The sequence below is a fragment of the Chryseobacterium pennae genome (assembly GCF_003385515.1).
In the GTDB taxonomy this organism is placed as follows: Bacteria; Bacteroidota; Bacteroidia; order Flavobacteriales; family Weeksellaceae; genus Chryseobacterium; species Chryseobacterium pennae.
On record NZ_QNVT01000001.1, the window covers coordinates 253324 to 274518 of the forward strand.

Sequence of the window (21195 nt, forward strand, 5' to 3'; positions counted from 1 at the left end):
CAGTTCTTTATGTAACACATTTTAGATTCTCTTAATCCTCTAAAAAAATTATATTTTAAGGAGCCAAAAATATTAAGTAGACCTTATAAATACTATACGATATGGTACGCAATACCACTCATGAGTAGAAAAACTCACAAAACGTTATTCTTTCATTTACCCTAAACAGTTGAAATAAAAAAGGAGAAAACCATTTAAGATTTTCTCCTTTTTATTATGTAACAGTTATAAACTAATTTTGTTTAAGCTTTGCAATAATATCCAAACCACCTTTGGTAATATCTCCGATCTTACAGATGATTTCAGTATCTAAAGGCAGGAATACGTCCATTCTCGACCCGAATTTAATAAATCCGAACTCATGCCCGGCTTTTGCCTGATCTCCTTCATTACAGTAGAATACGATCCTTCTGGCTACATATCCTGCAATCTGTCTGAAAACAACTTTATGGTTGGTTAAAGTTTCAACAGCTACTGTTGTTCTTTCGTTTTCAGTAGAAGATTTTTCATGCCATGCTACCAGGTATTTTCCCGGATGGTATTTTTTGTACACCACTTTCCCAGTAACCGGATATCTACAGATGTGTACGTTCAATGGAGACATAAAGATAGAAACCTGAATGGCCTTTCCTTTAATGAATTCATTTTCTTCCACTTCCTTGATCATTACTACTTTTCCGTCAACCGGAGCGATAACATTCTCTTTGTGGTCAAGAATAGTACGGCTTGGAACTCTGAAAAACCAGAATACAAGACAATAAATGACCAACAAAGGTACGATGATCAACAAAGACCATATTTTAAGGAAATAGATGGCTAATGCTCCCAATACCAGAAAAAGTATTGTCGCTACGGTAATCGTTCCTTTTGATTCTCTATGCAATTTCATGAGACTAAATAAATTTTTCTAAAATAAAGTACAAATATACGACAGGAACGCAGATAATAAAACTATCCAGCCTATCTAATACTCCTCCATGACCTGGAATGATGTTTCCACTGTCCTTCACACCGAAGTTTCTCTTCAGCTGACTTTCTACCAAATCCCCCAGTGGAGCAAAAGCTGCCACTAAAAATCCTACAACCATCCAGTTGGCACGAAGCTCAGGCTGATAATGTTCTATAAAGTAAGATAAAACCAATGTTAAAACAACACCACCCGCATATCCTTCCCATGTTTTTTTAGGGGAAATCTTAGGTGCCATTTTATGTTTTCCAAAGAATTTACCTACCAGATAAGCAAAAGTATCACTACTCCAGATCAGGATAAACAGAAAGAGGACCTCCAGAGAAAAACTTTCATTATAGCTGGAGAATTTAGGTAACCCTAATGCAAAGCTGAACGGAAGAGCCACATAAATGACCGTAAAGATCAACTTTCCGCTGTCATAGTATAATTCGTTAGGATATTTGAATAAAGTGACTACAGCTATACCAATCAGCGCCAGCGCCAATATTTCGCTTAGTCTGAAATCAAAAAAGAAATCGTGATGGAAATATCGTTTGGAAAAAATATAGAATATGAAAATAACCAATGGATAAACCACCCATTTTTCATATCCGTTTCCGAATTTCATGACTTTAACACATTCCCAGGTTCCTACGATCAGTAAAAGACTCATCAAGCCATGATAAAGATACTGTTGCTGAATAAGGCCGGGAAAAACACTATTGATAAACTGTGCTCCCAACGGAGTAGAACAAAGAATGATAATGGCTACATAAACGAGACCTGAAACGGTTCTTTGAATAAGATTTTTGTCCAAAATTTAAAATTTAGAGGTGGGTGCTTAATCTTCAAGCAACAATAAAAACAGTTTTGTATTGGAATTGGAAGAACTGTCCATTTTAGACTGGCTTCCACTGATGGAAGTAAGGTTCTTGATATTTCCGTTTCTTTTTATTTTCCCCATGGCATCATTCAGGTTGTTTACAATCTGTGAAACATTGGCAATGATAATAATCTTATCCGGCAGCCTTGAAGAATGATAATGAAGAATATTATTGTGAGAAAGCATAATTCTCCCGTCATAAGCAATCAGGTATTCACAGGTGATGAATGCTGCTTCATTAGACGGCTGCAGTTCTGAAGTATAGGAAGTCTTTACAACATTTAAAAAGTTCTGAAGTTCCTTATCCCAACAGAACAGATTATTAATACCTTCTATCTTGATAATTTGATTTAAAGTCTGTAGAGCCTCCGCTTCATCTGCACAATAATTAAAAAATCCCCCCGAATGCGTAAATAATTGCGCAAACTTATAGTCGAGATCCGCATTTTTCAGCGAATCCCCAAGCTTCTCCAGGCTCTGTTCTTCCTCTTCCTCAGGCTGGTTGGTAAGTTTGCTTACAATCCTCTTGAATAAATTCAACTTAATCTATTTTTAGTCAACTTTATACAAAAATAGAAAATAAATTACAATAGATTCCAAAATATCTCCTTAAATATGAAAAAACCTGACAATTTTAAAGTTGTCAGGTTTAATATATCCTATTTTTAAGATGATTTTAAAGCTGTGTCGGGCTTTCTGGAGCCTGTATTTCGCTTTCTTCCTCTTTCTCTTTAATCTGAGGAGTTTCCAGTACTTCCGGCAGATCTTTTTCAGGGATCGTATTGGTAACCGGTTTCTCTGTCAATTCAGGATCCCATGCTCTCTTTCCGAAAATCTCTTCAAGGTCTTCACGGAAGATCACTTCTTTTTCTAAAAGCTTATTGGCAAGAGCATCAAGCTTATCCTTATTTTCTGTAAGAATTCTTATTGCTCTGTCATATTGCTCACTTACAAATCTCTTGATTTCATCATCAATCACCTCTGCTGTTTTCTCAGAATATGGCTTAGAGAATGAATAATCAGACTGACCTGAGCTGTCATAGTAAGAAACGTGTCCTACTTTTTCACTCAAACCATAGATTGTAACCATTGAGTTGGCCTGTTTGTAAGCTCTTTCCAGGTCATTTTGTGCTCCTGTAGAGTAATCACCCAATGCTACCTGCTCTGCTGCTCTTCCTCCTAAAAGTGAACACATTTCGTCAAGTAACTGTTCAGTTGTTGTAATCTGTCTTTCTTCCGGTAAGTACCATGCTGCTCCCAGGGAACGACCTCTTGGTACAATAGTTACCTTCAACAATGGTGACGCATGTTCCGTAAGCCATGAAACGGTTGCATGACCTGCCTCATGGAATGCAATTCTTCTCTTCTCAGAAGGCTTAATTGCTTTATTCTTTTTCTCAAGACCACCGATAATTCTGTCTACTGCATCCAGGAAATCCTGTTTTACTACGAACTCGTGGCTGTTTCTTGCTGCAATAAGTGCTGCTTCATTACATAGATTAGCGATATCTGCACCACTGAACCCTGGAGTCTGTTTTGCTAAGAAATCTCTGTCTACGCTGTCATCAAGCTTGATTTTCTTTAAGTGAACATCAAGAATCTGTCTTCTCTCATGTAATTCCGGAAGGTCTACATAGATTGAACGGTCAAAACGTCCTGCTCTCATCAAAGCTTTATCAAGGATATCCGCTCTGTTGGTTGCAGCCATTACGATAACATTCGTATCGGTTCCGAAACCATCCATTTCAGTAAGAAGCTGGTTCAATGTATTTTCTCTTTCATCATTTCCGCCAGAGAAATTATTTTTTCCTCTTGCACGTCCGATGGCATCAATCTCATCAATAAAGATGATCGCGGGAGATTTAGCTTTCGCCTGAGCAAAAAGGTCTCTTACTCTGGATGCTCCAACTCCTACAAACATTTCCACGAAATCTGATCCTGAAAGTGAGAAGAACGGAACTTTAGCTTCTCCTGCAACAGCTTTAGCCAATAAGGTTTTACCTGTTCCCGGAGGCCCTACCAAAAGTACTCCTTTAGGGATCTTACCTCCTAATTTTGTGTATTTTTCAGAGTTTTTCAAGAAATCTACAACTTCCTGAACTTCTTCTTTAGCTCCTTCCAATCCAGCAACATCTTTAAATGTCACCTGAATTCTTTCTTTTTCATCGAAAAGCTTAGCTTTAGATTTCCCGATAGAGAAAATCTGTCCGCCAGGGCCTCCGCCACCACCCATCTTTCTGAAAAGAAGGAAGTAGAATAATCCCAAGATCGCAATCCAGATCAATGCGGATATCAGAATATCTGCAAAAGGACTTTTTCCGGTTCCGTAATCTTTAGCGGTTTTAATAGCCGGATTGGTTGCCTTGATCTGTTCAAATTTCTGAAGAAATAGTTGAAGATCCCCGTATTTTACAGAATAATCTGCTTTTGGGGCCATATCTAAAGCTGAAAAAGGGTTATTTTCCTTTCCGGTTTTGGAAACCATTGCTGATTTTGCTTCTTTGGTAAGGAAAACATCAGCTTTCTCTATGTCTTTGTATATAATAATATTCTGGACTTTACCCGCCTGCATTTCTCTAAAGAAACCATCTTCATCAATAGTTTTTGCGGCATCTCCACCAAGGAAATTGGAACCGAAGAAAAGCAAAAGAGCTATGATTGCAATAGGAAAGAACCAGTTGAATCCTTTGTTATTCATTTAGACTTTTTAAAATTTTTATTATTCATTTTCAATTTTGGTAATGACTGCGTCACCCCAAAGTTCTTCTATATCGTAATACTCACGTACATCTTTTTGAAATATATGAACCACTACAGAAACGTAATCTACCAATATCCACATGGCATTTTCATTACCTTCTACATGCCAAGGTCTGTCTTTCAGATCGTTTCTTACTTTTTTCTCTACATTCCCAGCTAATGCTGATACTTGTGTATTCGAGTTTCCGCTACATATTACGAACGTCTCCGCTACTGAGTTTTCAATGTTTGATAGATCAAAGATCATGATATCTTCTCCCTTTACATCTTGAAGTGCTTCAACGATTTTATCTATTAGTGCTTGTTTTTCTGCTGTTTTATTCATTAAAAAAATACTATAATCTGCAAATTTATTGTTTTTTCTTTACTTTAACCTTACTTTTACCCGCTTAATGTCTTAAAGTTTTCTTAAATGAGTCAACTCTTCTATCTGAAAGAATGTTCTTCTACTAATGACGAAATATCAAAGTTTTTACTTTATAAAAATTCAGATTTTATAGGATTGCATACTTTCAATCAAACCAAAGGCCGTGGTCAGTATGGAAATGTATGGACTCCAACCGCCGGGAAAAACCTGGCTTATACGCTGGCAGTAAATACTCAAAACATCCTGTGCTCCGACTTTATATTCAATTATTATACCGCAATTATTGTCAGGGATTTCCTGGCCAATTTGGCTGATTATGATGTGAAAATTAAATGGCCGAATGATATTATCCTTAAAGGTAAAAAAATCGTTGGAATTTTGATTGAAAAGAAAAAAATTAATCAGAACAATTATTTTATTATCGGAACCGGAATCAATATTCTTCAGGATAAGTTTGAAAAAATATCCACCGCAGGCTCACTCCTGACACAGACAGGGCAGGAATTTGACATTGAAGACCTTAGTTTAAGACTTCACAAATTCTTATCTGAAAAACTTAAAAATATTCCTTCTGACCAGGAAATACTGGACAGGTTCAATAAAAATTTGTTCCGAAAGGATGAAATCTCCGTTTTTGAAATCGAAAAAGAGAGACAAAATGGCATCATCCGAAATGCAGACAAAAAGGGTGAACTCTGGATCGAATTGGAAAAGGACGGGATGTGTTCTTTCTACCACAAAGAAGTAAAACTCCTTTACTGATTTGCTCTTTTGATATAAAGATAAAGGGTAAGCGGCAGGAATACGAGATTAGGAAGCCACATAGCCAATGCAGGCGACAGGCTCTTATTTTCCGAAACTACCTTTAAAGCTTCAAACGAAAAGACAAAAAGGAAAGCCAGCGAAATCCCGATAGCTAGGTTGATTCCCAAACCACCCCTCTTCTTTTGTGATGACAGAGAAAGGGCAAGGAAAGTCAGAATAATGATAGAAACAGGCATTGAGGTTCTCTGATGAAGCTCATTCAGATATGAATTCAGGTTACTGTTTCCTCTTGCTTTTTCTCTTTCAATGAATTTTAAAAGCTCAGGAGTTGTCTTGTTCTGCCCCAAAAGCTCATTAGGGAAAAGTTCTTCAGGGGAATGGCTATAGTTTTTTTTAAGCTCCAAACCGCTGTTCAGTGTTTCTGAATTATTTTTATTAATGGTCTTTTCAAGATAATTATTTAGGACAAACTGTTTTATATCTTTATGCCAGTACACTTCACTGGCTTTTAGTTCATAAACCATTTTTCTGTCCCTATCAAACTTCTGATAAACAAATCCAGATCCTCTCTTTTCTCTTTTATTCCAGGAATCTACAAAGATATACTCTGTTCTGCTGAGCTGTGAAGAAGCCGGGGCTGTTCCAAGAATCTTTTCCTTATTGGCAGCATTATAGGTATAGGCCTCCAGTTCATTTTTTTTGATATTTGCCCACGGGAGAACTAAATGATACACCACAAGTGCTCCTAATGCAATCAGGATTGAAGTATAAAGATAAGGTTTTGAAAATCTGTAAAAACTGGCGCCACTACTGATAATGGCTACAATTTCAGTATTATTTGCCATCCTGGAAGTGAAATAAATCACGGTAATAAAGACCAGAATGGAAAGGAACGTTACTACAAGATTAATAATCCAGTAAGGATAAAAATGAAGCAGAAAATACCCCAGATCCAGTTTGGGATCTAACGCTTTTGCATTTTCTATCCTTGGAATTTTTTGCTGAACGTCGATGACAAGCACCACTATAGACAATAGCACCAGCATGAAACTGAAAGTTCCAAGGTACTTTTTAATGATATATTTGTCTACAATCTTAAGCATAATTCTTACAGTCTTTGTCTAAGAACAGGTACTACAGAGTTTTTCCACTCATAGAAATCTCCAGCAAGGATATGTTCTCTTGCAACTTTTACCAGATCAAGATAAAACGCAAGGTTATGAATTGAAGCAATCTGTTTTGCCAGATATTCTTTTGAAACAAATAGGTGACGAAGGTACGCTTTTGAATATTCACGGTCTACAAAGCTGGTCCCGAATTCATCCAAAGGCGAAAAGTCACGCTTCCATTTTTCATTTTTAAGGTTCATTACCCCTTGCCATGTGAAAAGCATTGCATTTCTGGCATTTCTTGTAGGCATAACGCAATCCATCATATCAATTCCCAGTCCAATAGATTCCAGGATATTCCAAGGAGTTCCAACTCCCATCAGGTATCTTGGTTTTTCTTTTGGAAGAATATCTGTTACTTCATCAGTAATTCTGTACATTTCTTCTTCAGGCTCTCCCACTGAAAGCCCTCCAATTGCATTCCCTTCTGCTCCTGCTTCAGAAATTACCTCTGCAGAAATTTTTCTTAAATCGGAATAGGTAGATCCCTGAACAATCGGGAAAAGTCTTTGCTTATGTCCGTACAATTCAGGATTATCATTGGTCCAGTCGATGCATCTTTTTAACCAACGGTGTGTAAGTTCCATGGATGATTTTGCCTGGTTATAATCACAAGGATAAGGAGTACATTCGTCAAAAGCCATGAAAATATCTGCTCCGATCTGTCTTTGAATCTCCATTGATCTTTCCGGAGAGAACATGTGATAACTTCCGTCAATATGGGATTTGAACCTGGCTCCTTCTTCTGTCATTTTTCTGTTGCTCGCCAAAGAGAACACCTGAAAACCTCCTGAATCTGTAAGGATAGGAAGATCCCAGTTCATGAATTTATGTAAACCTCCTGCATCCTGCATTGTTTCCATTCCTGGACGAAGGTAAAGGTGGTAAGTATTTCCCAGAATAATCTGAGCTTTAATGTCTTCTTTTAATTCTCTCTGATGAACTGTTTTTACACTCGCAACAGTTCCTACCGGCATAAAGATAGGCGTTTGAATCTTTCCGTGATCTGTAGTGATCTCTCCTGCTCTGGCTTTTCCTTCAGAGGTTTTTTCTATATTAAAAAATTTCATTTGTACACTTTTTAGTTGATTACTATCAACGATTGTCATTGTCCGGGCAAAGCCCACTTCATCATTTATCTTAAAGGCGTGCCTATTTCAGCCTGCTTCAACTTATCTTTTACATATTTATCCGCTTTTGGATCTTTCTTCAGTAAAATCTGCTGCGCTTCATTGGCAATATCTTCCATTTCTTCTTTGATCACATAATATTTAAAGCTCTCAACAAAATCAGAAGGCTTTACTTTATGGGATTTTAAAATAAATCGGGTACCGGCCTCCATATTTTTGTCCTGAAACATAAAATTAGCCTGATCGGTAACAATAAGGTCAGCAATAACTTCTGCCATCACGTCCTGGTCGACCAGGTTTTTAGGCTTATCGATATAATCACTGCATGAAAACAGTCCCAGAAAAACAAAAACAAGGATCATTTTTTTCATCAGCTTATTTTTATACTTTTTTAATGGAAGAAAAGGCATGCTCCGTTTTATAATCTATTGATAATTGATTTCCACTTCAGGTTTAAAACACCAAAAACAGCTTCATGGATAATTCCGCCATTCATTTTACTTTCTCCTAAAATTCTGTTGGTAAATATAATAGGAACTTCCACAATTCTGAACCCTTTTTTGAAAGCTCTGAACTTCATTTCTATCTGAAACCCGTATCCTTTCAGCCTTACATTATCTAATCCTATCTCTTCCAATACTTTTCGTGAGAAGCAGACAAAACCGGCTGTAGTATCATGAATAGGCAGTCCTAAAATAAATCTTACATATTTCGAAGCGAAATAGGACAATAATACTCTTCCCATAGGCCAGTTCACCACATTTACTCCTTTTGAATACCGGGAACCGATGGCCATATCTGCATTCAGACAAGCTTCAAATAGTTTAGGCAGATCATTGGGATTATGCGAAAAATCAGCATCCATTTCAAAAATGTAGTCGTAATTATTTTCAATCGCCCACTTAAATCCATGAATATAGGCTTTACCCAAACCGTCTTTAGTATGTCTTATCGACAGATGCAGGTAATGGGAATGGTTCTTTTGCAGTTCTTTTACCACTTCCGCAGTTCCATCGGGAGAAGAATCATCTACCACTAAGATATGAAAGTCATCCTCCAATGCAAAAACCGCGGAAATAATATTTTCAATATTTTCCTTTTCGTTATATGTTGGGATGATGACGAGTTTTTTCATTTCAGTTTGCAAAGATAGTTTATTTAACCTTTTTATTTTATACAAAATAATCTATAATTTTGCAAAAATCTTTTTCAAAGATTCGCAGCTCAGACAAAGATTGTTTTCGCAGTTCTGAATGAGATAGAAAAATTGTTGAAAAATAGGTTTAAGATTAGATTTAACAGATGAAGCAATAAAGAAAATCTATGCCAAGTTGTGTTATTTATAGTTAAATAAAAAAATAAAAAACTTAAAATTTGCCGTCATCACCAAACTACATCAATCATGTAAGAATACCTGAGAATAACGATTGGGTCATTTTTATACTTATAGGCTGTATATTTTTATATGTTTTCATGATGAACATTATAGAAAGGGATGCCAGTCTTAAAGACTTTCTGCTTCAAAAGTATTTTGATGCCAGTAATAACCTGCCGAGCTGGATCATTACTTCCTGTGTGATCACGCTTACGTTGTCTGTTTTGATTTCTCAATATATTCCGGTAGTCCCTAAACATATTGCAGATCTGCAGGTTGGGGGATACCAGCTTAATAAGTTTGGGTACACTTTGCTGGCGGTTATGTTTTTTTATCTGATCAAATCAACATTAGGTTATTTATTTTATCAAAGTATCGGGGATGGAAAAAAATGGACAATTTTTTATTTCACCTCTACAAAGTTCTATTTCATCCTTTCTTTTTTGTTGATAATTCTGTGTATCACCCATTATTACTTCCCTATAGACAGAAATAAAATGTTCCTGTATTATTTCTCATTCTTTTCTTTTGTATTCATTTTCAAAGTTTTTTTCTATTTATTTCACAAGAACAAGATTCTTCCCGAGAAATGGTATTATAAATTTTTGTATATTTGCACGCTCCAAATCGCACCATTATTACTGCTTTGGAAGTTGTTATTTTTTTAATAAATGTCAAAGATGAGAATAAAGTCTATATTGGTTTCTCAACCAGCGCCTAGTGAGTCTTCTCCATATCTGGATATAGCGAAGAAGGAAAAAATAAAGATTGATTTCCGTCCATTTATCCACGTCGAAGGGGTTGACAATAAAGAACTCAGAACTCAGAAAATAGATCTGACGCAATATACCGGTATCATTTTTACCAGTAAAAATGCTATTGACCATTACTTCAGACTTGCAGAAGAATTGCGTTTTGCAGTTCCGGATACAATGAGATATATCTGTCAGTCGGAAGCAATTGCCAACTATCTTCAGAAACACATCGTGTACAGAAAAAGAAAAATCAGCTTTGGGGAGAAAAACTTCTCAGATCTTCTTCCTCTGTTCAAGAAGTTTCCTACTGAAAAATATCTGTTGCCATCTTCAGATGTTTTAAGTCCGGATATTATAAAAACTTTGGATTCTGCAAACATAGAATGGACAAGAGCAATTATGTACCGTACTGTATGCAGTGATCTAACTGATATCAACATTAAGGATTATGATATGTTGATCTTCTTCAGCCCACAGGGAATCAAGTCTCTGCAACAGAATTTCCCGGAATTCAAGCAGGATGAGACCAAAATTGGCGTTTTCGGAAACACCACTTTGGCAGCTGCAGAAGAAGCAGGATTAAAAGTAGATCTAATGGCTCCTACGAAGGAAACCCCTTCTATGACCATGGCCCTTGAAAAATATATTAAAGCTCTACACAAATAGTCTTTAATACAAAAAAAATAAAGCTAACCATCTCTCCAATAAAGGAAAGATGGTTTTTTTTTAACTACATTTGAACAAAAATTAACATTGAATAAAACGTCTCTGAAAGTATATCCGGACGTATAAAAATTAAAATATTCTGATGAAAGCTCCACAGGCAAAAAAAATAGAAAAAATATTAGAAACCCACGGCGACAGAAGAGTAGACCATTACTTCTGGCTTAATGAAAGGGAAAACCCGGAAGTCATTCAATATCTTGAAGAAGAAAATGCTTACGAAGAATTCATCATGAAAGACACCGAAGAGCTTCAGGAGGAACTCTTCGAAGAGATGAAAGCCCGTTATAAGAAGGATGATGAATCTTTACCTTATATCTTTAATGAATACTGGTATATTGTGCGTTATGAGGAAGGAAAAGAATATCCAATCTTCTGCAGAAAGCACGAAACTCTGGATAACGAGGAGGAAATCATACTTAATGTCAATATGTTAGCGGAAGGTGAAGAATTCTTTGAAGTAGGAAGCGTAGCCGTAAGCCCCAATAATGAACTGGCTTCTTTTTCTTCAGATAATGTAGGAAGAAGAATCTATACTTTAAACTTCAAAAATTTAAAGACCGGTGAAATTCTTCAGGATAAAATCCAGAATACCACAGGAAAAGCAGTTTGGGCCAATGATAACCAGCACGTATTTTATATCAGAAAAGACAAGAGTCTCCGCGCATTCCAGGTTTACAGACATAAACTGGGAACTGATCCCGCTGAAGATATCCTTATATTCCATGAAAAGGATGACACCTTTGATGTAAATGTATTCAAGACAAAATCATTACAATATATTTTCATCGCAAGTTCAAGCACAATTTCTGATGAACATCATTTTATTCCTGCAAATAATGTTTTTGCAGACTGGAAAGTCATCCAGCCAAGAATAGATGACCTTGAATATTCAGTAGAACATTATGAAGATGAATTTTATATTATCACCAACGCAGATGAGGCTACGAACTTTAAAATTGTAAAAACCAAGATTGATAACTGCGGTATGGAAAATTGGGTGGATGTAATCCCTCACCGTGCCGAAATTTTACTGGAAGGTTTCGAAATATTCAAAGATTATCTGGTATTGGAGGAAAGGAAAAAAGGATTGCTTCAAATCAAAATTATTGATGAAAAAACGAAGGATTCTTATTACCTGCCATTCTCTGATCCAACTTATACTACTTATATAGGAATCAATCTTGAATTTGACACTGAGGTCTTACGGTATGGCTATACGTCCCTGACGCAGCCAAGCTCTACTTACGAGTACAATATGAAGGATAAAACCACGATACTTCTGAAACAGCAGGAAGTATTAGGTGGAAAATTTTTCCCCGAAAATTATATTTCTGAAAGAATCTGGGCAGATTCCAGAGACGGAGAAACAAAAATTCCAATTTCTCTTGTATATCATAAAGACACGAAAAAATCAGCAGACACTCCAGTTCTACTCTATGGATATGGAAGTTATGGACATACGGTAGATGCCAGCTTTTCAAATGTAAGACTCTCTATCCTTGATCGTGGTTTTATCTACGCCATTGCTCATATCCGTGGTGGTGAATACCTGGGAAGGGAATGGTATGAAGACGGAAAAATGCTGTTCAAGAAAAACACCTTCTTCGATTTTATTGATGCAGGAAAATATCTTGTAAAGGAAAACTACACTTCATCTGATCACCTATATGCAATGGGTGGAAGTGCCGGAGGACTGCTGGTAGGTGCAGTGATGAATTACGAACCACAGTTATTCAATGGAATTGTGGCACAGGTTCCTTTTGTGGACGTAGTTACTACAATGCTGGATGATACAATCCCGTTAACGACCGGAGAATATGATGAATGGGGAAATCCTAATGATAAAGAATATTATCATTATATGAAAGACTATTCACCTTATGATAATGTAGAAGCTAAGAATTATCCACATATGCTTATCACCACAGGATTCCATGATTCTCAGGTACAGTATTGGGAGCCTGCAAAATGGACCGCCAAGCTTAGAGAATTGAAGACCGACGATAATATTCTGGTTTTTAAAACAGATATGAGTTCAGGACATGGCGGAGCCAGCGGAAGATTTGAATCACTGAAAGAAGACGCACTAGAATATGCATTCTTATTGAAAATAAATGATAATTTATAAAAGATAATTGATATGGATTTCGGCAATAACTATAACCAGATCTTCGCAAGAAGAGCCAAAGCATTAACAATCACAATTATTAATGAATTATCCGAAATCCCATATTCTGACAAAATCTCAAATATAAGAAAACAGATATTCCGCTCTGTTTCATCAACAGCAAGTAATTATAGAGCTATGTGCAGAGCACGATCTACAAAAGAGAAATACTCTAAGATATGTATTGTTGTAGAAGAAGCTGATGAAACTTTATTCTAGCTAGAGTTAATAGATGAACTTCATCTGCTGGAAAAAGAAAATATAACAAAGCTTATCACAAGACTGATGAAATTGTGAAAGCGACTTCCCCCTATAAAAAGAAATTAGGTGAAGAATTAAAACATTAGCAACATTAATCATTATTAATCATCATTTATCAATTATATGAACGATTCCGAATATTGGAAAAAAATAGAACAGTTCTTCGAGGACAATTTCCAAACCGAGAAGAACCCGCCTATTGAAACATTGCTGTTTTTAATAGGCCTGCAGGAACTGGGCAGTGGACAGCAAAAATACACAAAAGAAGACAAGGTAAATCTGATACATATTGCAATTTGCAGATTGCTTGAACCTTTTGGATATTACAAATTCTCGCACTATGAAGATGGGTGGCCACACTTTGAAAAATTGGAAGACCTTCCTGAATTAAGACCTAATGAGCAGTCCTTGCTCATGAAAAAGGCGATTATTCAATACTTCCAGGAAGAAGAACTTATTTAAGTCGAAAATGTGATAATTTGAAAATTTACTAATAAAACAATAGCATTATTAGCAAAACCCTTCTAAAACATCACTTCCCCTTATACAAATAGAGACAAGCCAAAACTTGTCTCTATTTTTTTTAAACAAAAACAAGATTAATATTAAAAAAATATCTAATTTTTTAAGTTAGAGTTAATATTTTAAACTATTTAGTTATCAATTCATTACACACCTATTTTACGAATATCATATTCATATTTTGTGATTTTTCGTAATTTAATAGACATATTCCATATTAGATTTGTAATTTAGAGGCACACAGACCAAATTCTTTTGACCCCGCCACTGTGGTCAATTTCCCTCAGAATAACAATGGTCAATTTCTTCAGGCTTACAACCTATGTACAGCACTGAAAAAAAAGACAAAAAACAAATGAAATCCCAGTTCGACCTGAACCGGGACAGATAAAAATTTGAAAAAAATACACACAAAAAAACTGAGGACTGAAAAACTATGTATTTCAAAAAAAATTCTTCTGAACAAACAGATTAAATTTAAATAAGAAATCAAACCATGAAAAAGATTAGCACTTCTCTAATGTTGCTCATTGTCAGCATGGCCTTTTCACAAGTAGGTATTTCGAAAAACCCAACAGTCGAAATCCACAATAAGGCCATTTTACAGGTAGACGGAAAATACGAAGGTAAGAATTACGGGATGATGCTTCCTGAAGTATCTGCACCGGAGAATCTTCCGTTGTACAGTTCTGCCACCTCAGACAGTGAGATGACAGGAATGATGATGTTCGAAAAAACACATGCTACATTTTATTCCTATGATGGAGGAAAATGGAACAATGAACCTACAACTGCCGACTTTAAATTGAAACAATCCAGGTTTTTATCCAATGCGGATGAAGAAATAGGTGTGGCATGCGTACTTCTTGGATGTGGCCGACATGTAGGACTTAGTTTCAGCGCACCTGTTGATGGCAAACAATCCTACAATAGCCTTAATATAACGAAGGAAGCAGCGGTAGTTGCCGGAGGCGGACTTTATGGAGACAAAACCTTTAATAATTCCAAATTTGTCATCAATGAAGCCGGAGTCTATGACATTTACCTGAATGTTCCTTCCAAAACAGGAGGAGCAGTATCCCTTACCAGTGGACCTCAATATCAATTAAGAGCCTATCTGAAGCAAAGCAATGGAAGTTACAACGAAGTAAAACTTACCACATTCTTCCCGGATTATTATGGCATCCTGGGAATTGGTGGGGATACCAATACTGCTGCATTTACAACCACCAGAATCCGCCTGAATCCAGGAGATTATATTGTTTCGAGAATACATTCTCCATTGGCAACAGTATCTGTAGTGGTTACTCTTACCGCTGCAACCAATGCCAATATCTCCAAATACTACCCAAGAGAAATAATGTTCACCAAAGTAAGTGATTAAAATGATGAGAAAAACGATTACGCTCAAAGTCTTTATTGTAACAGCGATAAGTACACTGGGATCCGCTCAGGTAAAAATGGGTAACAAACCCGAAACAGTTCACACAAGAGCCGCTTTACAGATAGAGCATAATGCCAAAGGGATTATGCTTCCCACTGTTGAAAACCATACTCAACTTCCTCACTATAATGCAACACACCCGGATCTGTATGAAAACAAACCTGAAGATAATGGCTTGGTATTTTATAGCAAAGAACTCAAAGATGTAGTAAAATACGATGGCTACAGATGGATTGCCGCAACGGAGAGGAGTATCAAAAATTATAAAAATGTAAGTATTCTGGGATCCAATGCGGCTGATGTATCCGTAGCCAATGTATTGGGAATTACAGGACGCCCTACCCTATCTTTTAATATTTTAGCTGATTTTGATAGAAATAATATCAATAATTTAAAAGTTACGGTAAACGCTAATGGAGAAATTACAATTCCGACAGATGGTTTCTACAGAATCAATCCATCTGTAAAAACAAGTAGCGCCGGAGGTCTTTCTGTAGGAAATGCAGCTACCATTATTTCACTACAGGCTCTCTATGCCGCTGCTGCCGGAGATGGATGGCAAAAAATTCATGAAAACAGCTTTTTGCTTTACGGATTATTGGTAACAGCCGGCAGTGCAAATTCAGTAAATAACTTTTCCACTACAAAATATCTGCATGCAGGAGACCAGATCCGATTAAGAGCTGGCATCCAAGCTGATACAGGATTAAATGTAGGAGCTGGTGTCAATTTTAAAATGAACGATAAAGATACTTTTATCTATATAGAAAAACTGAATTAAAATGAGAAAGAAAATATATATCACCACCCTTCTGATGACAGCCACAATGGCATTTTCTCAGGTTATTATTGGAAGTGAAATCAATCCAAGCCCAAATTCCATGTTCAGTGTTGTGAATAAGGATGATAGTGCTGCAGGATCTAAAGGAATGATGATCCCAACCGTAAATAATGAATCCGAATTACCTCTGTACAATACCAGTCTGCCTAATCGTTTTGACAAAGATCCTTCTATGCAGGGAATGATTATGTACAGAAAAGATATTCAGAGAGTGGTAGTATACGACGGGGATATATGGAAACCTACTTTTTATGAAACCGGAGGAAGGGCTACTCGCGCCAGCATGAACCCAACAACTGCTGAAAGTGATTTTCCATCTGTAGGATGCATATTGATCGGATGCGGAGAAAAAGATGTGCCTTTCGGGTTCCACAATACGTCCCTGGATGGCGATAAACTTGGTATTATTGATCCTCAGGGAGCAGTAAACAGCAGCTTCAGTAATTTTACATTCAAAGAATCGGGATTTTATAAGATCCTTATCAGTTTAAAGGTGAAAACTTCCGGTATTCATGTAAGTCCTCCTGTAATTTCTTTCAGAGCTTTAAAAAACGGAGCTATTATTGCCAGAAATGATGTGCCTTTGAATGAAGCGATCTTGATTACAGCCGGAGCTAACAGAGTGGGAACAATGGAGTTTTTAGCAATGTTTGACAAAGGAGATAAGCTTAAAGTTCAAGTTTCAGGTGGTGTTTCTATTCTAACAGTGGCCGATGTCTACAAAATAGTTCCTACAGACGGAACTTTTATCAGCATAGAAAAACTATAATCTGAGATAACACGAAACATTTTTTATTCCATATTTCATTAAATCGGGCACTCCACTTGGAGTGACCGATTTTCATTGTATAAAATTAATGATCTGTCATTACTTTTTCCATTTCCTATGATTATCCGATGATTTCTTTAAGCTGGCTGAGCCCCATTTTAAAACCTTCTTCGAATCCCATATCCAGCATTCTTTTCATTACTTCTTCTGATTGGTAATGGATATTAACTGTAACCTTTGTTCCTTCTTCTACTCCAGTGAAACCGATCAGCCATTTTGATTTTGGAGCATCTTCGTTAACTTCTCCGTTTTCATTACAGAAAGCACTCGTCCAGTCAAAACTTCTATGTTCTATGATTTCTCCATACTGGGATTGGGAGTATCCTTTTTCACCGTTAGGGCCTACCATTGCATACAGCCAGATTCCACCTTCTTTGAAATCCTGTTTTACCGTTTCAGCTTTCCAGGGTTTGGGTCCCCACCACTGATCCAATAATTCAGATTGGGTAAAATAGTTCCACACTTCAGAAACATCAGCGTTGTAAATATTCATTACATAGACACTTTTTGAGTCAAAATCTTTGTTGAAAATGATATTAGATTCCATAAAGTAATAATTTTAAATAAAGTTAAGTCTTTATTTACAGAAAGGACTTTTCCTATGACAAGTAAACAATAATTCATAAATAATTGTTAAAAAACAATCTTTTAAGATAAAAAACATAATTTTTTGGCTCGTTTTTTGTTTACGTAGTCTTAAAACAATTAATTTTAACATTCATACTTCCAAAACATATATAATTAAATAATGAATAATAAATTCATCCCAATAATATCGGTGTTTATGACGATCTCACTGATTGTCTTTGTTACGCTCCAATTTTATTGGCTGAAAGGCTATTACGGTGTACTGGAACAGGACTTTTCCAATAAAGTTTATTCCGTTTTGGAAAGTACTTCAAAAACAATTGAAGAAATTGAAGCTGATAAATATCTTACTAAGGATAACAGAAATACCATTCTTGCTAACAGTAAAAACCCTTCTCTTACTACCATTCAACAGGTGGAGGATTCCGGAACTCAGAGACAGATCATCTATTCCAAAAATATTATCTCCAATGCACAGCTTCCTATTTCTAAAAAAGGAGACTCTGTAAAGCTTACTACTTTATACACTGATGAAGCTGCTTACAAAATAAAAAGAGATACCACCAACCGTGAAATTCTTACCTCGGATATCAATCAGGATATTGAAACCGGGGATTATGCAGTAAAAGAGTTTGTAAAGGTATATGGGAATAATTTACCTATTGCACAAAGGGTAAGCCCGGCCACTCTTGATTCTGTGATTACAAAAGAATTAAAAATCAGAGGAATTAGCGCAAAATTCGGATATGGAATTGTAGACAAAGACAATAAACTTACCAGTATTGCCAATAAAGCTTACAAAGAAAAAAAAGACAGCAATACATATAACTATCCTCTTTTTACAGATAAGAAATACAATACCTTATATAATCTGGCCTTAGTTTTCCCTAAAAAGGAATATTCTCTGGCTATGAACAACTGGCCTATGTTATTGGGTACTTTTCTTTCATTGCTTACAATTCTTGGAATTTATATCATTTCCATCAATTATATGATGAGGCAGAAAAAACTTGCTGAAGTGAAAACAGACTTCATCAACAATATGTCCCACGAATTCAAAACACCACTGGCCACCATTTCTGTAGCAACAGATTCATTAGCCAATGATAAGATTGCCACCAACCCGGATAAAGTAAAATACTATTCCGAATTGATTAAACAGGAAAACCTGAGGATGAAAAAACAGGTGGAAAATGTTCTGAACATGTCTAAGCTTGAAAGAAATGAGGTAGAATTATTCCTGAGAGAAACCAATGTAAGGGAATTGATCAAGAGAACAACAGAGTCTTTCAACCTGATCGTACAGCAGAGAAACGGTACCCTGACCCAAAAGTTCAATGCTACTCATTATAATTTTAAAATTGATGAGTTTCATATCTCGAATATGCTGGTGAATTTACTGGATAATGCCAATAAGTATTCTCCTGAAGAACCGGAAATTCATGTGGAGACAAGAAATGAAGGACATTGGTATGTCATTGAAATTTCTGATAAAGGAATGGGCATGGAAACCCAGAATAAAACAAAGATTTTCGAGAAATTCTTCAGAGAAGAAACCGGAAATATTCACAATGTAAAAGGACAAGGATTAGGTCTTTCCTACGTTAAAAAAATTGTAGAACTCCACAAAGGAGAGATTATTGTAGACTCCAACAAAGGAGATGGAAGTACATTTACGATAAAGCTGCCGATGGGGTAAACATAAGGAATGAGTAATGAATGATATGAATTAATAATTAAAGGATCATCTCACATTATTCATCAATTATAAAATAAAGAACCAAAAAACAAAATATAAGAAGAGAGAGTGAGAAAGTTCATTCTTCATTGTTAATTATTAATTAGTAAAAGTTATGAGCAATAGAATATTATTAGTAGAGGACGATCAGAGTTTCGGGGCAGTGCTTAAAGATTATTTAACAATCAATAATTTTGAAGTTACACTTGCTACAGATGGGGAACAGGGATTGAAAGAGTTTACAGAAAATGAATTTGACATCTGTATATTTGACGTGATGATGCCTAAGAAAGATGGGTTTTCATTAGCCGAAGATGTGAAAAAAATCGATAAAAATACACCGATCATATTCCTTACAGCAAGAAATATGAGAGAGGATATCCTGAAAGGGTATCAATTAGGGGCTGATGATTATATCACCAAACCATTTGATACGGAACTTCTTTTATACAAGATCAAGGCTATTCTTCAGAGAAGCTCTACCCTGGAAAATGAAGAGCAGGAGCAGTTCAAGATCAGCAATATCTTCTTTGATTCTATGTTGAGACAACTGAAGGTAGGTGATAAAGAATATAAACTTTCGCCAAAAGAAAACGAATTGCTGAAACTTCTTTGCATCCACAGAAACGACTTCATGCCGAGAGACCTTGCTCTTAGAAAGATATGGAAAAAGGAAAATTACTTTACAGCAAGAAGTATGGACGTATATATTGCCAAACTTCGTAAGCTATTGAAAGATGATGAAGGATTGGAAATTATCAACGTTCACGGTGAAGGATTTAGACTTCTTGTAAAAAACTAATCTAAAAATCGTATTATAAATATAAAATTAGCAAAACAATTGAAAATGTTTTGCTAATTTTGTTTTATACCCAATCAAGGATATGAAGAATACGTTTTTAGGTTTGATCTCTGTATCAATATTAGCTGTCTCTTGTAAGAAAGATGAAAGAGCAACTTATTTAAAAGAAGAAGCAGGTACTCAACAGCCTTCTGTAGCTATTAACAATGCTCCAAAAGCTTCACTGATGGATCAGGCAGGCATCCAATCCAGTACTCCTTCTACTGCTATGGCCACTGCTCCGGGCATGAACCCACCACACGGGCAGCCGGGACACCGATGTGACATTCCTGTAGGACAACCTTTGAACAGCCAGCCAGCAGCTACCCCTGCTTCACAAAATATCAGCGTAGGAGCTAACAATGCAATTCAAATTGATCCTAACTCAGCAGCTCCAGCGCAAGTAACAGTGAACAATAATTCTAAACCTGTGAAAACGGCTCCGGGAATGAATCCTCCTCACGGACAACCGGGGCACAGATGTGATATCCCCGTAGGACAGCCTTTAAATGGCAAACCTGCTCCAGCTTCGCAAACAGCTCAAAATAATATACAGGTTACTCCTACTCCAACACCTGCTCAGGCAGCTTCACAAAATCTTGCTATGGGAGAAAAACCTAAAATAAACCCTGCTCATGGAGAACCTTGGCACAGCTGCTCTCTAAAAGTTGGTGATCCTTTGCCATAAATTTTGTATTTTTGCAGATATGAAGCTGTTTCACATACTGGCAATAGTATTTTGTTTGGGAATCTTTCTGGTTCCTAAGGATGGCTTCTACGCTCAATCTATACAGAAAACATGCTGCAAAGCAGAATCCGGAAAGAAGAGTGACTGCTGTAAAAATCATTCCTCAAAAAAGGATGGTAAAGATCGCGCTACAAAATCATGTAATGATGACTGCTGTTCATCATGTATAGTCTGCTACACTTTTATTGAAACCCCTTTTTCAAAAAACCTGCGTCTGGAACTGTCTTATTACAAAGCAAATAAGAATCCTCAGTTTCAATATTCAGATCCTTATCTTTCAGATCGTTTAAAGGAAATCTGGCAACCGCCTAAAATAGGTTAATTAAAACATTGTAAG

Annotated in this window: 23 protein-coding genes; 13 read left to right on the forward strand and 10 right to left on the reverse strand. The window is 36.3% G+C overall.

All coding sequences use genetic code 11. The annotated features are described in order from the left end of the window. Positions 1–232 precede the first annotated feature (232 nt). From DRF65_RS01160 to rsfS, 5 genes are all read right to left on the reverse strand, one after another. Complete coding sequence (locus tag DRF65_RS01160; protein WP_115968171.1) at positions 233–889, reverse strand: phosphatidylserine decarboxylase family protein; 657 nt, start codon at positions 887–889, stop codon at positions 233–235. Between the two features lie 4 nt (positions 890–893). Next, on the reverse strand, positions 894–1766 hold the full coding sequence (locus DRF65_RS01165; RefSeq protein WP_115968173.1) for a phosphatidate cytidylyltransferase: 873 nt from the start codon (positions 1764–1766) through the stop codon (positions 894–896). A 24-nt stretch (positions 1767–1790) separates the two neighbouring features. After that, on the reverse strand, positions 1791–2372 hold the full coding sequence (locus DRF65_RS01170) for an LUD domain-containing protein (RefSeq protein ID WP_165852152.1): 582 nt from the start codon (positions 2370–2372) through the stop codon (positions 1791–1793). A 136-nt stretch (positions 2373–2508) separates the two neighbouring features. Next, entirely contained in the window at positions 2509–4530 is a 2022-nt protein-coding gene (gene ftsH / locus DRF65_RS01175) for an ATP-dependent zinc metalloprotease FtsH (RefSeq protein WP_115968176.1), read from the reverse strand. A gap of 21 nt (positions 4531–4551) precedes the next feature. Beyond that, positions 4552–4917, reverse strand: coding sequence for a ribosome silencing factor (gene rsfS / locus DRF65_RS01180; RefSeq protein WP_115968178.1), 366 nt, complete (start codon positions 4915–4917; stop codon positions 4552–4554). An 87-nt stretch (positions 4918–5004) separates the two neighbouring features. Here rsfS and DRF65_RS01185 point away from each other — a divergent pair, with 87 nt between their 5' ends. Then, entirely contained in the window at positions 5005–5721 is a 717-nt protein-coding gene (locus DRF65_RS01185) for a biotin--[acetyl-CoA-carboxylase] ligase (RefSeq protein WP_115968179.1), read from the forward strand. Here DRF65_RS01185 and DRF65_RS01190 read toward each other — a convergent pair. The 4 genes from DRF65_RS01190 to DRF65_RS01205 all read right to left on the reverse strand — a co-directional run bounded on the left by DRF65_RS01190 (position 5715) and on the right by DRF65_RS01205 (position 9158). Further along, positions 5715–6827 (reverse strand): LptF/LptG family permease, encoded by a 1113-nt coding sequence (locus DRF65_RS01190; RefSeq protein ID WP_115968181.1) that lies wholly within the window; start codon positions 6825–6827, stop codon positions 5715–5717. The two genes, DRF65_RS01185 and DRF65_RS01190, sit on opposite strands and share 7 nt — an antisense overlap. A 5-nt stretch (positions 6828–6832) precedes the next feature. Then, positions 6833–7963 carry a tRNA guanosine(34) transglycosylase Tgt gene (tgt, locus tag DRF65_RS01195; protein ID WP_065400151.1) on the reverse strand — a complete coding sequence of 377 codons (1131 nt, stop codon included), beginning with the start codon at positions 7961–7963 and terminating at the stop codon, positions 6833–6835. A 65-nt stretch (positions 7964–8028) separates the two neighbouring features. Beyond that, positions 8029–8394, reverse strand: coding sequence for a DUF4296 domain-containing protein (locus tag DRF65_RS01200; RefSeq protein ID WP_115968646.1), 366 nt, complete (start codon positions 8392–8394; stop codon positions 8029–8031). Positions 8395–8441: 47 nt separating this feature from the next. Next, positions 8442–9158 carry a polyprenol monophosphomannose synthase gene (locus DRF65_RS01205; protein WP_115968183.1) on the reverse strand — a complete coding sequence of 239 codons (717 nt, stop codon included), beginning with the start codon at positions 9156–9158 and terminating at the stop codon, positions 8442–8444. Positions 9159–9397: 239 nt separating this feature from the next. On the opposite strand from DRF65_RS01205, the gene DRF65_RS01210 reads away from it, so the two are divergent. The 8 genes from DRF65_RS01210 (at position 9398) to DRF65_RS01245 (ending at position 16883) form a co-directional block, all read left to right on the forward strand. Continuing rightward, positions 9398–10066: a DUF4271 domain-containing protein gene (locus DRF65_RS01210; RefSeq protein ID WP_115968185.1), complete on the forward strand. Its 669-nt coding sequence runs from the start codon at positions 9398–9400 to the stop codon at positions 10064–10066. A 12-nt stretch (positions 10067–10078) separates the two neighbouring features. Further along, positions 10079–10819 carry a uroporphyrinogen-III synthase gene (locus DRF65_RS01215; RefSeq protein WP_115968186.1) on the forward strand — a complete coding sequence of 247 codons (741 nt, stop codon included), beginning with the start codon at positions 10079–10081 and terminating at the stop codon, positions 10817–10819. Positions 10820–10961: 142 nt separating this feature from the next. Continuing rightward, positions 10962–13007, forward strand: a complete 2046-nt coding sequence (locus DRF65_RS01220) for a S9 family peptidase (protein ID WP_115968188.1) — start codon at positions 10962–10964, stop codon at positions 13005–13007. A gap of 12 nt (positions 13008–13019) precedes the next feature. Then, positions 13020–13265, forward strand: a complete 246-nt coding sequence (locus DRF65_RS01225; RefSeq protein WP_228438436.1) for a four helix bundle protein — start codon at positions 13020–13022, stop codon at positions 13263–13265. A gap of 165 nt (positions 13266–13430) precedes the next feature. Further along, entirely contained in the window at positions 13431–13769 is a 339-nt protein-coding gene (locus tag DRF65_RS01230; RefSeq protein WP_115968190.1) for a hypothetical protein, read from the forward strand. A 556-nt stretch (positions 13770–14325) separates the two neighbouring features. After that, positions 14326–15213 carry a hypothetical protein gene (locus DRF65_RS01235; protein ID WP_123947252.1) on the forward strand — a complete coding sequence of 296 codons (888 nt, stop codon included), beginning with the start codon at positions 14326–14328 and terminating at the stop codon, positions 15211–15213. A gap of 1 nt (position 15214) precedes the next feature. Continuing rightward, complete coding sequence (locus tag DRF65_RS01240; protein ID WP_115968193.1) at positions 15215–16054, forward strand: hypothetical protein; 840 nt, start codon at positions 15215–15217, stop codon at positions 16052–16054. 1 nt (position 16055) lies between these two features. Beyond that, positions 16056–16883: a hypothetical protein gene (locus tag DRF65_RS01245; protein WP_115968195.1), complete on the forward strand. Its 828-nt coding sequence runs from the start codon at positions 16056–16058 to the stop codon at positions 16881–16883. A 121-nt stretch (positions 16884–17004) separates the two neighbouring features. On the opposite strand, the gene DRF65_RS01250 is transcribed toward DRF65_RS01245, so the two are convergent. Beyond that, entirely contained in the window at positions 17005–17490 is a 486-nt protein-coding gene (locus tag DRF65_RS01250; RefSeq protein ID WP_115968197.1) for an SRPBCC family protein, read from the reverse strand. Between the two features lie 201 nt (positions 17491–17691). On the opposite strand from DRF65_RS01250, the gene DRF65_RS01255 reads away from it, so the two are divergent. The 4 genes from DRF65_RS01255 to DRF65_RS01270 all read left to right on the forward strand — a co-directional run bounded on the left by DRF65_RS01255 (position 17692) and on the right by DRF65_RS01270 (position 21180). Next, entirely contained in the window at positions 17692–19230 is a 1539-nt protein-coding gene (locus DRF65_RS01255; RefSeq protein ID WP_115968198.1) for a sensor histidine kinase, read from the forward strand. Between the two features lie 154 nt (positions 19231–19384). Beyond that, complete coding sequence (locus DRF65_RS01260) at positions 19385–20071, forward strand: response regulator transcription factor (RefSeq protein WP_002982671.1); 687 nt, start codon at positions 19385–19387, stop codon at positions 20069–20071. 82 nt (positions 20072–20153) lie between these two features. Further along, on the forward strand, positions 20154–20798 hold the full coding sequence (locus DRF65_RS01265; RefSeq protein ID WP_115968200.1) for a hypothetical protein: 645 nt from the start codon (positions 20154–20156) through the stop codon (positions 20796–20798). 19 nt (positions 20799–20817) lie between these two features. Continuing rightward, positions 20818–21180: a hypothetical protein gene (locus DRF65_RS01270; protein ID WP_165852153.1), complete on the forward strand. Its 363-nt coding sequence runs from the start codon at positions 20818–20820 to the stop codon at positions 21178–21180. Positions 21181–21195 lie beyond the last annotated feature (15 nt).

Coding starts and splice junctions, on each gene's coding strand:
- DRF65_RS01160 (WP_115968171.1), bottom strand. CDS start 889: ATGAAATTGCATAGAGAATCAAAAGGAACGATTACCGTAGCGACAATA.
- ftsH (WP_115968176.1), bottom strand. CDS start 4,530: ATGAATAACAAAGGATTCAACTGGTTCTTTCCTATTGCAATCATAGCT.
- rsfS (WP_115968178.1), bottom strand. CDS start 4,917: ATGAATAAAACAGCAGAAAAACAAGCACTAATAGATAAAATCGTTGAA.
- DRF65_RS01185 (WP_115968179.1), top strand. CDS start 5,005: ATGAGTCAACTCTTCTATCTGAAAGAATGTTCTTCTACTAATGACGAA.
- DRF65_RS01190 (WP_115968181.1), bottom strand. CDS start 6,827: ATGCTTAAGATTGTAGACAAATATATCATTAAAAAGTACCTTGGAACT.
- tgt (WP_065400151.1), bottom strand. CDS start 7,963: ATGAAATTTTTTAATATAGAAAAAACCTCTGAAGGAAAAGCCAGAGCA.
- DRF65_RS01200 (WP_115968646.1), bottom strand. CDS start 8,394: ATGAAAAAAATGATCCTTGTTTTTGTTTTTCTGGGACTGTTTTCATGC.
- DRF65_RS01205 (WP_115968183.1), bottom strand. CDS start 9,158: ATGAAAAAACTCGTCATCATCCCAACATATAACGAAAAGGAAAATATT.
- DRF65_RS01215 (WP_115968186.1), top strand. CDS start 10,079: ATGAGAATAAAGTCTATATTGGTTTCTCAACCAGCGCCTAGTGAGTCT.
- DRF65_RS01220 (WP_115968188.1), top strand. CDS start 10,962: ATGAAAGCTCCACAGGCAAAAAAAATAGAAAAAATATTAGAAACCCAC.
- DRF65_RS01225 (WP_228438436.1), top strand. CDS start 13,020: ATGGATTTCGGCAATAACTATAACCAGATCTTCGCAAGAAGAGCCAAA.
- DRF65_RS01230 (WP_115968190.1), top strand. CDS start 13,431: ATGAACGATTCCGAATATTGGAAAAAAATAGAACAGTTCTTCGAGGAC.
- DRF65_RS01235 (WP_123947252.1), top strand. CDS start 14,326: ATGAAAAAGATTAGCACTTCTCTAATGTTGCTCATTGTCAGCATGGCC.
- DRF65_RS01240 (WP_115968193.1), top strand. CDS start 15,215: ATGATGAGAAAAACGATTACGCTCAAAGTCTTTATTGTAACAGCGATA.
- DRF65_RS01245 (WP_115968195.1), top strand. CDS start 16,056: ATGAGAAAGAAAATATATATCACCACCCTTCTGATGACAGCCACAATG.
- DRF65_RS01250 (WP_115968197.1), bottom strand. CDS start 17,490: ATGGAATCTAATATCATTTTCAACAAAGATTTTGACTCAAAAAGTGTC.
- DRF65_RS01255 (WP_115968198.1), top strand. CDS start 17,692: ATGAATAATAAATTCATCCCAATAATATCGGTGTTTATGACGATCTCA.
- DRF65_RS01260 (WP_002982671.1), top strand. CDS start 19,385: ATGAGCAATAGAATATTATTAGTAGAGGACGATCAGAGTTTCGGGGCA.
- DRF65_RS01265 (WP_115968200.1), top strand. CDS start 20,154: ATGAAGAATACGTTTTTAGGTTTGATCTCTGTATCAATATTAGCTGTC.
- DRF65_RS01270 (WP_165852153.1), top strand. CDS start 20,818: ATGAAGCTGTTTCACATACTGGCAATAGTATTTTGTTTGGGAATCTTT.